Annotated in this window: 12 protein-coding genes; all 12 read right to left on the minus strand. The window is 32.2% G+C overall.

Going from position 1 to position 12,564, the window contains the following annotated elements; translation table 11 throughout:
- Window positions 1-87: 87 nt before the first annotated feature.
- On the minus strand, window positions 88-750 hold the full coding sequence (locus LQ693_RS05895) for a YtxH domain-containing protein (protein ID WP_025905286.1): 663 nt from the start codon (window positions 748-750) through the stop codon (window positions 88-90).
- Between the two features lie 91 nt (window positions 751-841).
- Window positions 842-1,393 carry a DUF948 domain-containing protein gene (locus LQ693_RS05900; protein WP_025905285.1) on the minus strand — a complete coding sequence of 184 codons (552 nt, stop codon included), beginning with the start codon at window positions 1,391-1,393 and terminating at the stop codon, window positions 842-844.
- Between the two features lie 90 nt (window positions 1,394-1,483).
- Window positions 1,484-2,791: a UDP-N-acetylmuramate--L-alanine ligase gene (murC, locus tag LQ693_RS05905; protein ID WP_239703133.1), complete on the minus strand. Its 1,308-nt coding sequence runs from the start codon at window positions 2,789-2,791 to the stop codon at window positions 1,484-1,486.
- Window positions 2,792-2,813: 22 nt separating this feature from the next.
- Entirely contained in the window at window positions 2,814-6,074 is a 3,261-nt protein-coding gene (locus LQ693_RS05910; RefSeq protein WP_311403103.1) for a DNA translocase FtsK, read from the minus strand.
- Window positions 6,058-6,663 (minus strand): YtpR family tRNA-binding protein, encoded by a 606-nt coding sequence (gene ytpR / locus LQ693_RS05915; RefSeq protein WP_025905282.1) that lies wholly within the window; start codon window positions 6,661-6,663, stop codon window positions 6,058-6,060. The genes LQ693_RS05910 and ytpR overlap by 17 nt, the downstream gene beginning before the upstream one ends.
- Window positions 6,664-6,675: 12 nt before the next feature.
- Window positions 6,676-7,554 (minus strand): DUF1444 domain-containing protein, encoded by an 879-nt coding sequence (locus LQ693_RS05920; RefSeq protein ID WP_025905281.1) that lies wholly within the window; start codon window positions 7,552-7,554, stop codon window positions 6,676-6,678.
- A 155-nt stretch (window positions 7,555-7,709) separates the two neighbouring features.
- Window positions 7,710-8,024, minus strand: a complete 315-nt coding sequence (locus LQ693_RS05925) for a thioredoxin family protein (RefSeq protein WP_025905280.1) — start codon at window positions 8,022-8,024, stop codon at window positions 7,710-7,712.
- Complete coding sequence (locus LQ693_RS05930; RefSeq protein ID WP_025905279.1) at window positions 8,021-9,037, minus strand: PTS sugar transporter subunit IIC; 1,017 nt, start codon at window positions 9,035-9,037, stop codon at window positions 8,021-8,023. Before LQ693_RS05930 ends, LQ693_RS05925 begins: the two co-directional genes overlap by 4 nt.
- A gap of 87 nt (window positions 9,038-9,124) precedes the next feature.
- Window positions 9,125-9,853 (minus strand): amino acid ABC transporter ATP-binding protein, encoded by a 729-nt coding sequence (locus LQ693_RS05935; protein ID WP_025905278.1) that lies wholly within the window; start codon window positions 9,851-9,853, stop codon window positions 9,125-9,127.
- Complete coding sequence (locus LQ693_RS05940) at window positions 9,850-10,569, minus strand: amino acid ABC transporter permease (RefSeq protein ID WP_103361692.1); 720 nt, start codon at window positions 10,567-10,569, stop codon at window positions 9,850-9,852. Before LQ693_RS05940 ends, LQ693_RS05935 begins: the two co-directional genes overlap by 4 nt.
- Window positions 10,550-11,329, minus strand: a complete 780-nt coding sequence (locus LQ693_RS05945; RefSeq protein ID WP_025905276.1) for an amino acid ABC transporter substrate-binding protein — start codon at window positions 11,327-11,329, stop codon at window positions 10,550-10,552. The genes LQ693_RS05940 and LQ693_RS05945 overlap by 20 nt, the downstream gene beginning before the upstream one ends.
- 87 nt (window positions 11,330-11,416) lie before the next feature.
- Window positions 11,417-12,493 carry a M42 family metallopeptidase gene (locus LQ693_RS05950; RefSeq protein ID WP_107565169.1) on the minus strand — a complete coding sequence of 359 codons (1,077 nt, stop codon included), beginning with the start codon at window positions 12,491-12,493 and terminating at the stop codon, window positions 11,417-11,419.
- Between the last annotated feature and the right edge of the window lie 71 nt (window positions 12,494-12,564).

Consider the following 12,564-nt stretch of genomic DNA (forward strand, 5'->3'; position numbering starts at 1 on the left):
TGTTCATTACAATATAAAAAACTACCGAAAAGTTATGTTATGACTTTTCGGTAGTACAAATAATATGCGTTATACATCACTTATTTATTATTTTTTATCGAAAGTTTTTTTCTCTACAACTGTTTTAGGACCTTTTAAGTCTTCATTTTCTACTTCAGATTTAATCGCACCTTTTTGTGCTTTTAATTCTTCGTCGCCTACATCGTCAGCTGTTACAACGCCTTTGTTAGCTTTCTTTTCAGCTTGTTTAGATTTTACTTCTTCTGCTTTTTTCTTAGTTTCTGTTTTCTTTTCTGAAGCTTTTGTTTTAACTTCTTCTTTTTTGTCAGCAGCTTTAGCTTTTACTTCTTCCGCTTTTTGACTAGCTTCTTCTTTCTTATCAGCAGCTTTAGCTTTCACTTCTTCTGCTTTTTCACTAGCTTGTGCTTTTTTATCTTCAACTTTAGTTTTAACTTCTTCTTTCTTTTCTTCAGCTTGTGTTTTGATTTCTTCAGCTTTAGATTGAGCTTGAACTTTTAAGTCATCAGTTTTAGTTTTAACGTCATCGATAATTTTGTTTGATTTCTCACTTAAATCATCTTGTAATTCTTTCCCTGATTTAGGAGCTAGTAATAAACCAACAATTCCGCCTACTACTGTACCTAATACTACTCCAAATACAAAATCTCTACCGTTTGTATTTTTTTCATATTCAGCTTCATATGTTTCTAATCCATGTGTATATAAATCTCTATTGTATTTGTTTTCCATTATATTTTCCCCCTAATTTTATTAAAGAAATCAGGCTGTGACATGTTTAAATGCCTCAGCCTGAAAAGATAGTTATTTGCTTCCATGCACGTTATTTTTTCAAGCCTGCACCAATTTTATCTTCATCTAGGTTGTCACCTGATGTTGTTGTTTCATTGTAGTCTTTCGGCACTTGCGCTTCAAAATCTTTAGAAGCATTTACATTATTTTTGTATGATACGTTACTTCTACGATCTCTTCTTAATTGCCATTTATCTGCAACTTCCATTGCAACATTTGACCATTGAATAACTTGAGAAATCTTATCTTCATTTTGTGAGATATTGTGAGTAATAGAATTTGTAACTCTATCAACTGAATTATTAAGTGTTTGTACAGAATCTCCAACACCTTTAACTGCATCTACTACTGAGTTTAAGCGTAATGATTTATCTTGAATATCTTCAGTTAAACGATTTGCTTTATGAAGTAAATCAGTAGATTCACGTGTGATACCTTGTATTTGGCCTTGAATGCCATCTAAAGTTTCATTAATTCCTTTAACTGTTTTTAATAATTGCATTAAAAATAGTGCTAAAACAACACAAATAATTAAAAATGCAACCGCAGCAATTATGCCTGCTATTGGTAAAATCCAATCCATACTGAACGCCTCCTAATAATTATAAAACTAATCTTTATTCGATTTACTAATATTTAATACCCTCACTATTAAAGTATAAACATATTATATTTAATGTGACAGTGAAGAAACATAGGCTTTTTGAACTTTTTGAATATCCCCAGCACCCATAAATAGTATAACACCATTATCATGCTTTTGTAGCTGAGAAACTGATTCTTCGCTTATTAAATCCGCATTAGGAATTAATGCTTTTAAATCATGTATTGTCAGCTCACCTTGTTGTTCTCGAATAGAACCAAAGATGTCACATAAGTATACTTTATCAGCAAGGTTTAAACTTTCAGCAAATTCGTTTAAGAAAGTTTCTGTTCTTGAAAATGTGTGAGGTTGAAATACTGCAACCACTTCGTTTTCAGGATATTTTTTTCTAGCTGATTCAATTGTAGCATTAATTTCTCTCGGATGGTGTGCATAGTCATCGATTAAGATTTGATTGTCGTAAAAACTTTCACTAAATCTTCTTTTTACACCACCAAATGTCAATAATGCTTCTTTAATATTTTCAATATCAAGTTTTTCTAAATGACAAATTGCAATAACTGCTAATGCATTTAGAACATGGTGATCACCATACATAGGTGTTGTAAATGTACCTATGAGTTCGTTTTTAGATTTGAAGTAAACATCAAATGTTGTACCTTTAGAAGACGTTTGAACATTGTCAGCATAGACATCGTTGTCATGCTCAAACCCGTAAAAGTAAATTGGAACATCAGCTTTAATTTTTCTAAGCTCAGCATCATGTCCCCAAGCAACGATTGCTTTTTTAACATTACTAGCCATCTCTTGGAATGCATTTATTACGTCTTGTAAATCTTTAAAATAGTCCGGATGATCAAAATCAATATTTGTCATAATCGCATAATCTGGATAATAACTTAAGAAGTGTCTTCTATATTCACAAGCTTCAAAAGCAAAGTATGAGCTATCAGGTAATCCCATACCTGTTCCATCACCTATTAAGAATGACGTCTTTTGATCACCATTCATCACATGTGATAATAATCCAGTTGTCGATGTTTTACCGTGTGCACCTGTAACAGCCACTGACGTATATTGAGACATAAATTCGCCTAGGAAAATATGATATCTTTTCACTTCAAGTCCCATTTCGTATGCTTTAGCTATTTCAGGGTGTGTATCTGGAAAGGCATTACCTGCTATAACAGTCATGCCTTCTTTAATATTTTCAACATCAAATGGTAGTATTTTAATGCCTTTATTTTTTAATGCTATTTCAGTAAATACTGTATTCTCTATATCAGAACCTTGTACTTTATGTCCCATGTCGTGCATGATTTGTGCAAGTGAACTCATACCTGCACCTTTTATGCCGACAAAATGAAATAATGTCATTTCATGTCACTCCTTCTATTTCTTAAATGTTAGTTTCTCTTTCTTCTATCATATCTTTAGTAATGAGTACATCTCTTGGTTTAGAGCCGTTAGGTCCAGATATATAACCTCTCTCTTCAAGGTTATCAATCATTCTAGCTGCTCTATTATATCCAATTTGGAAATGTCTTTGTATAAGTGAAGTTGAAATATGACCTTCGTTTAACATAAATTCACAAACTTCATCAAACAGTGCATCAGCAGGTTGTTCATTTACCTTTTTCAACAATGTTTCTTCTTTGAATAGATAATTTGGTTTCATTTGACTACTTACATTTTCTACTGTTTCATCAATTTCATCATCTGATACAAATGCACCTTGAACTCTTATCGGTTTATTCTTACCGTTACCAAGATATAACATATCACCATTACCTAGTAATTTCTCTGCTCCACCAACATCAAGAATTGTTCTAGAGTCAATAGAAGACGATACCATGAATGATATTCTTGTTGGTACGTTTGCTTTAATTAAACCTGTAATCACATTGACGGATGGTCGTTGTGTAGCAAGAATCATATGTATACCACATGCTCTAGCTTTTTGTGCAATTCTAGCAATAGATTGTTCAACTTCTTGAGGTGACATCATCATTAAATCAGCTAACTCATCTATAACTATAATGATTTTTGCCATTCTTTGCTCGTAATTTGCTTTCTTATTAAATGCAGTAATATTTCTAACATGTAATTCTGCAAAACGTTTATATCTACGTTCCATCTCTTCAACAGCCCACTTTAAACTAGCCGTTGCCGCTTTAACATCAGTAATAACTGGCGCAACTAAATGCGGTAAATTATTATACGGTGCAAGCTCTACCATTTTAGGATCAATCAGTAATAGTTTCAGCTCATCTGGATGATTTTTATAAAGTAAACTTGTTAAAATAGCATTAATACATACTGACTTACCAGAACCTGTTGCACCGGCAATGAGCGCATGAGGAGTCTTTGCAATATCCATTAGTAGCGGCTCATTATTTATTTTAAAGCCCATTGCTACAGTCAGTTTACTTTCTGCTTGTTGGAAAGGTTTAGACGTAATCATTTGGCCTAACGGAATCTTTTTAGGACTTTGATTAGGCACTTCTATACCTACTAAACTTGTACCCGGAATAGGTGCTTCAATACGGATATCTTTAGCTGCTAAAGCCATTTTAATGTCATCTTGTAAAGCAGTAATTCTAGATACTTTAACACCTTTTTCAACAGATAATTCAAATCTCGTTACAGTTGGCCCTTGTATCATATTTACTACATGTGCAGGCACATTAAAATGATAAAAAGCTTCATCTAGTTCTTTTTTCTTTTCCTCTAACCATTCACTATTATCTTCTTCCTCTACAACATCATCTAATATAGATACTGGTGGAAGTACATAAGATGGTCCTTTACGTTTAACAGCTTGGTTAGACTCATGTTGTTCATTTTGAGTTTCACTTCTTGTTTCTTGTATGTTTGATGTTTGTGTCTTGTTGATATTTGATGAATTCTTAAATGCTTGATGTTTACGCTTATCTGATGGCGTCATCATCACGTTAAATGGTGAAGACTTTCTAACAGGCTTAGGCTTCAAGATTGGTTCGTGAGAAGTTGTCTCTTTAGGTTCTTCAGGTTGTTGAACCGTGTCCTCTACTTCTATAGGATCGTTATTTGTTTCTTCTTCTTCAGAAATAACATTATCCGCTTCTTCTGTTTCAGTATCACTTTCCACATCAACATGATCAGACTCGAATAAGCTTTCTTCTTGATCTTCTTCAGTTTCGTCAAATGTTAGTACATCTTCAGCATTATCGATTGTATCTATTTCTTCAACTTCAGAATCAGAATCTTCTACTTCTTCAAAATAAATATCATCTTCGACAAATTGTTCTGATTGTGTAATTGAGGCATCATTGTCTTCTTCGAGAGAATCATGCGTATCGATTATTTCTGAAGGTTCGATAACAGCTTCATTAGAATCATCTTTATCTTCTTCAAAATGCTGTATTGCTTCAGCTTCAGTACTATCTTCAGCATTATGAATTTCTTCTACTTCATTGTCTGATTCTACTTCTTCAAATTCTGAAGTTTCCGCTTCATTTGAATCGTGATTTGAGTTGACTTCTTCTTGTTCAGCATCTACTTCTTCAACAATTTCATCAAAATTGTCTTGCTGAATGTCATCTTCTGTATCATCAAAATCCAAGTCTATCTCTTTAAATTCATATGTAGTTAAATCATTGACATCTGGTTGTAACGCATTAGAATTAGCCTTCTCTTCTTGTAAGTCGCTTGTTTCATCTTGATGTATGTCATTTTGTAATTCATCGTGTAAGTCTTCTTGTTCATCTTCCACGTCTTGATAATCTTTTGGATCATTTTTAATAAATGACGCTTGTTGTTTTAAATAATAGTCTTGATTTTTAATTTGTGACTTTTTCTCTTCTGAATCAAGACTGTTAAGTTCTTGTTCTCTTTTTTCTCTTAAAGCTTTTTCAAATTGTTTTTTCTTTTGAAGCTTCTTCTCGCGTTCTTTTCTAATTTCAGAAACAATTTGTGAAGCATAAATATTTTCAATGTTAATCGTATTGTCCGTCTTTGAATAAGTAGGGACATCTCGAACGATTTCACTACTTTGGTTACGTTTATTTTCTTTTTCAGCATCATTTTCTGATGGTTTAGTTGAATGATCTTTCAAACCACTATTGGGAACTTCTTTTTGTTTTCTCATACCGAATATTGCTGAAGGCACTTCAGAAGCTTTAAATTTTGGTTGATGTAAAGCATTCAATCTCTCTTCAAATTGATAGTCATCATTATGACGTTTACTGTTGTCATAGCGAGAGGATTGTTTACTTTTCGCACTGTAATGAAGTGTTACATCCTGGTCATAACTTCTTGACTTCTTAACAGGTTCATATGAATCTGCATTACGATTTCTTCTACGTCTTCTTCTATTCGTTGGAAAAGAAGCTGAGCTTTCATCATAAAATCTACTATCATGATATTTCTCTTCTCGTTGACTTGTGTCATGATCATGTTGATGGTGCTCTTGATTTGATTGCTCTTCATATTCCATTTGTATTGGAAATCTAAATTTGCCTTTAGGTCTTCTATAAATTTCTTCATTAGTTGAATCGTCATCTGGATGATGATCAAAAGACACTTGATCGCTTTTTTGCTTTTCATTTTTTTGTTCATTTTTCGATTGCCCGAATATATCATCAAACCAACTCATAGGTTCACTACCTTTCGTCTTCAAAGAATGGTGTTCCTACAGTATAACTATCATCTAGTACCATTATACCTTTTTCTTTTGGAGCACCTTCTAAATCAAGTTCTTTCATTGAACAAATCATACCGCTAGAAGGAACACCACGTAATTCTGCATCTTTAATAATCATTCCACTAGGCATTACCGCTCCTACTTTAGCAACAACAACTTTTTGTCCTTGATCAATATTTGGAGCGCCACATACAATTTGTAATGTCTCATTACCAACATCAACTTTACATACTGATAGTTTATCTGCATCAGGATGTTTTGATTTTTCAGATACGTATCCTACTACAAACTTAGGAGATAAATCAACGTCTAATTTATAATTAATATTATTTTTCTCTAGTAAGTCTTGAATACTATTAATGTGTTTCTCTTCAACTTTAATATTGCCATTGCCTTCTATTTGAACATATTTAGAAGCATTGAATATATTAAAACCAACAATTTTATCTTCGCTTTTGATAATTGTTAAATCATTTTGAAAATTATATTCTAATCCTTCAGTTAAAGGTTCTAAAGTAACCATTAATACGTCGCCAACACCATTTTTATTATAAAATAAATTCATTTCTCCTACTCCTTACAATCTTTTTTGATTATTTTTCATTTTTTTAAAAATTTCTCTATTTTTTTCTAAACGCTCAATAACTTCTTGATTTCTCTTACGAGAGTGATTTTTACCTAAAATAAATATTGGTTCTAAAGGTTTATCAGGTGTATAAGAGAATGATAATGATGTTATTGGCACTAAGCCATTTTGGAAGAATTGCATCGTCATTTGCGCTACAATATCATATCCAATTTCATTTTTAATATCACAAATCACCAATACATCTTGATGAGGTGTAGCTAATAACATTTCCCCTTCAATATTTTGATAAACATCTTTTAAGAATGTTTGATTGAGAATACGTGAAGCATCATATCCATCATTCGTGTTTATGAAGTAGAATGTATTGCCTTGAACTTCATCAGACTTGTAAGTTGTTTTTCTCTTTTTAATATTGAATAACGCTTGCTCTTTAATTTGTTCTTTCGTTAAATTAAGTTCACTGAGCATAGACTCATCTATTAGTCTATAAGTATTTCCTAAATCAAGCGCATAATATATATTTGTTTCAGCTGTATGTTCATCAATGACAAAAGGTGTACCTTCTTTCGTTTCTTTATGAAAACTAGTAGACCTTATGACAGGCAAGATCTCAATTTTATTAATTTCTTTATTGGATTCATCTTGCATTGCATTTATTGTTTCAGTGACGTAATAAACAATTTCGTCTATTGTTTTATTACCGTTATTTTTATATTTAGCAATAATCGGAGCTAATTTAACTGAAAGCCCTTTTTGATTATCCGTTCGTTCAATTCTTAAACTTTCATTTTCCCTATCAAACTTAAAATTTGCATCTAAAGTTTTCAATCGGTCTTTTAATAAATCTCTCATTTGAAAGACATTCATACTTAACACTCCTATTTTTATACCTCTATATAGTTTACAACAAATCGCAGTTATGTAACAGTGATAAACATATTTAAATGAAGTTAAATAAAATAAAAAAGCAGGTAATTCGAAAATAAAAGAAACTTTTTTCGACCTGCTTTTTTTATATAAATTTAATTATTTAATCCATCAATAAATGCACTAATTTGTGGAATTGTTTTTCTCTCTTTACCAACATATCTATCAAGTTCTTGACCGTTGTTATAAGCGATAAAACTTGGAATGCCCATAACATCAACTTCTTGGCATAAATCAATAAATTCATCACGATCAACTGATACGAATTGATATTGATGATATTTCTCTTCAAGTCCAGGTAAATCAGGATCTATAAAATGACAATCCGGACACCAAGATGCTGTGAACATAAATATTGTTGGTTCGTTAATCAATGATTTGTATTCTTCGATTGACGTTAATTGTTTCATTTCTTTGCACTTCCTATCATTAATGTTTGTTGACCATCTTTAATTATATGATACTTCTTCAACAAATGATAAACAAACAAACTGATTACAGCTGGTAGTAAGAAATGGAAGAATACAATTTGTAAGTATACTTCAGTCGTACTACCCATTGTTTTAATCGTCATAATTTGCCCCACAAGTCCACTTGAACCCATTCCAGCACCAGCAGCATTATTCTCCATTGGCCAAAAGACTGTCATGATTGGTGCTACGACAATACTTGCTACGACTGGCGGTATTAATATAAAGGGTTGCTTTAAATAATTTGGAATTTGAAGTTTACTTGTACCAATACCATGAGCAATAACACCCGAAATACCATTATCCTTATAGCTTGTTACTGCAAAGCCGACCATATGACAACAACCACCTATCGTAGCTGCTGCTGCCGCTGTTCCACTTAAGCCAAGCATTAACGCTAAAGCTGCACTTGAAATCGGACTACTAAGTGTAAGACCAACTATAAGGCTTACGAATATCCCCATTAATAAAGGTTGTTGATCCGTACTTAATTGTATCCAGTTTCCTAATGCTTTCATAAATGCATCGATAAATGGTGCTATAAACTTTGCAATTGCTGCACCTATAAATAACGTTAAAATCGGTGATAAAATAATATCTATTTTAGTTTTGCCTGAATATAATCTTCCAAGTTCACTTGCAAATACTGAAGATAAATAACTACCTACAGCGCCCCCTTGTTCATATCCATACATTCCTGTTACAGCAGTTGTAAATATAATAAGTGGTGATGCGCCTAAACCGTAACTCACTGCTACCCCTACCCCAGCTCCAGTTAAAGTTTGAGCTAACTTACCTATTTCTATCATCATTGAAGTATCAAAATATGTATTTAATGATTGGCCTAAAGTTTCAATAATCAGTCCAACAATTAATGTACTAAACAAACCTAAAGCCATATAACTTAATCCATCTATAATTGTTCGATTAAAAAAAGATTTTACGCGTTCCATTTGTTCACTCCCTTTAAAAGGATTATACAATAAAAAATACACATGTCATTATTTAAATTTAAATAATAACATGTGTATTTTGAAACTTTATACTTCTATAACATTTAGAAATTTCTTCAATGCGTCTGTCTTCGGTTGAGTAAACATTTCTTCCGGTTTACCTTCTTCACCGATTAAACCATCATGAATGAATATCATTCTATCAGAAACTTCTCTAGCAAATCTCATTTCATGTGTAACGATGACCATCGTCATACCTTCATTGGCTAAATCTTTAATAACTTTTAATACATCATTCACTAACTCTGGGTCTAATGCTGATGTCGGTTCGTCAAACAACATGACTTTAGGGTTCATTGCCAATGCTCTCGCAATTGCCACACGTTGTTGTTGACCACCAGATAAAGCATGAGGTCTTTGGTCTTTAACACTTTCTAATCCTACTTTTTCTAAAAGTTGAAGTGCTTCGTCATATGCTTTTTGTTTATTTACTTTTTTAACAGTAACTAAACCTTCCATAACATTTTCAATTGCTGTTTTATGTGGAAATAAGTTGTAATTTTGAAACACCATACCTGATTGTTTACGCACTTTAATTTGTGACTTCTTATTATCTGCTGTGTACGTTTCACCATTAACAACTACAGTACCTTCAGTCGGAATTTCCAATGCATTCATCATTCTCAATAAAGTTGTCTTACCAGAACCTGATCTTCCAATTAAAGTAATCACTTCACCTTTATCTACTGAAAGATTAATCCCTTTGATGACTTCTTTATCATTAAATGATTTTTTAATATTTTGAAGTTCAATCATGAACGATACCCTCTTTCGATATAAGATTCATAGTAAGATTGAATGATTGATATGATAAAACATACAATCCAATATAATATCGCTACTAGTAAATAAATCGTTAAGAATTCATATGTTGTAGAAGCGACTTCTTGTGCTTTTCTAAACATTTCTGCTACTAAAATAAAGCCAAGTAAAGACGTATCTTTAATTAAACTTAAGAATGTATTGCCTAATGCAGGTACTGAAACTCTGATTGCTTGAGGTAATATGATTCTTTGTACAGTTTGTTTATAATTCATACCAATCGAGTAAGCCGCTTCAGTTTGACCTTTAGGAATAGACATAATTCCACCTCTTAAAATTTCAGATGCATATGCACCTACATTAAGAGAAAGACCAATTATCGCAGCTATGACAGGTGACAAAGTTAATTGATTGTCTGCATTTCCTGTTGCCAATCTACCAATCTCAGGGATTCCGTAAAAGATAATGAATAATTGAACAATCATAGGTGTACCACGAATGATTGAAACATAAAAACGTGCAATCCCTTTTAGAACTTTACTACTTGATATGCGCATTAATGCAGTAGCTAATGCCAAGATTAAACCAAGCACAAAAGTAACTAAAGTAATAGGAATAGAATATTTAACTAGACCCTCTAACATCGGTAGAAATGCTTGTTTGGCAGCATTTAATGCATGAAGTTGCTCATCATTTAGGCTCTGAAACATTAGCGCCAAACCATTTCTTACTTATTTTTTCTAATTCGCCATTATCTTTTAAAGTTTTTAGACCTTTATTAAAATCTTTAATCACTTTGTCATCTTCTTTTTTACTAAATGTAAATGCAGATTGACTTTGTTCAGCATCACCTTGAATTGCTTTTATTTTAGCATTAGGTTTTTGCTTTTTATAATCTAAATATGAAACATTATCATTGAAAGTACCTTCAACACGATTTGACTGTAATAAATCCATCGCTTGGTTGAAGCCGTCTACTTTAGTAATATCTGCACCTTTAGATTTTGCAAGTTGACCATAGTTAGATGTTAAAGTTTGTGCTAATTTTTTACCTTTAACGTCGTCGAATGATTTAATGTCTTTATTATTCTCATTTACTACTAATACACCATTTGAATAAGTGTATGGATCTGAGAATTTATATTTTGCTTTTCTTTCATCGTTGATACCAACTTGGTTAGCAATCATATCAAAACGTCCTGAATCTAACCCAGCAAACATTGAATCCCATTGTGTTTCTTTAAATTTAACTTTGTATCCCATTTCTTTAGCAACTGCTTTTGTTACTTCTACATCATATCCAGTTAACTTATCATTTTTATCATGGAAGCTAAATGGAGAATAAGTACCTTCTGTACCAACTACAATTGTTTTATCATCTTTCTTACTGCTTTCTTTCTTGTCGTTGCTGTTTCCACATGCAGCTAACACAACAATTAATGCAATAATTAAAAATATACCCTTTTTCATATATACATCCCTCTATTCTTAGTATCCAAATCGGAATAAACATATTTTAGACCGAATTACAACTACTGTCAATTACTAAAATCTGAACTATTTAAATTTCAAATATTCAATCTTTTCTGAACTTAAATTTAACACGATTTCATTGAGTAATAATTTTGCACTTTCATAATCTCTTGCGTCATAAATAGCTTTACTTGTATGGATATATCTAGCACAAACACCTATTACCGCAGTTGGAATACCTGTTAGAGCTTTATGGATTTCTCCACCATCTGTACCACCTGGTGATTGGAAGTATTGATGATTAATTTCTTTTTCTTCAACCATTTCAATTAAATAATCTCTCATTCTTTCAGATAAAATCATCGTACGATCTAAAATTCTAATTAATACACCTTTTCCTAATGCACCTGATAAGCCAACGTGTCCTTTCATATCATTTGCAGGCGAACAATCTACAACTAATGCTAAATCTGGTTTAATTAAATTCACACTTGCTGAAGCACCTCTTAAACCAACTTCTTCTTGAACATTTGCGCCTACATATAAATCAACATCAAGCTCTTCATCTTTAACTGCTTCTAATAATTCTAATCCAACTAAACAACCATATCTATTGTCCCATGCTTTAGCGAGTATTCTATTCTCTGTTAGTTGTTCAAAATTCGTACTTGGAACAATTGTATCACCAATTTTAATGCCCATTTCTTTTAATTGCTCAATACTTTCTGCACCAACATCTAAAAGCATATCTTCAATAGAAACACCTGACTCTTTACCAGTTCTAAAATGTTTAGGGATACTGCCAACTACGCCGTTATAGTATTTACCGTCACGCGTTTTTAACTGTAGTGTTTGTGATAGCCATACGTCTGATGACACACCGCCAAGTGGTGTGAACTTTAACATACCCTCTTTTGTCATTTCAGTAACCATAAAGCCAATCTCATCCATATGAGCTGCTACTAATACTTTAGGTGCATTTTCTTTTTTAGATTTTTTCACACCATAAATACTGCCCATATTATCACCAATAATTTCATCAACAAATGGTGCCATTTTTTCTTTTAAATATTCACGTACTTCATTTTCAAAACCAGGTACAGCGTGTAATTCTGTTAATTCTTTCATTCTATTAAGTGTTTCTTGTCTAATTTGTGTCATTATAAATCTCCTTATTGAAATATTTATCTATCATTCAGTCTTTGTGTTAAACTTAAATTAAATAGAAGGAG

Source organism: Mammaliicoccus sp. B-M6, from assembly GCF_022386965.1.
Lineage (GTDB): Bacteria > Bacillota > Bacilli > Staphylococcales > Staphylococcaceae > Mammaliicoccus > Mammaliicoccus sciuri_A.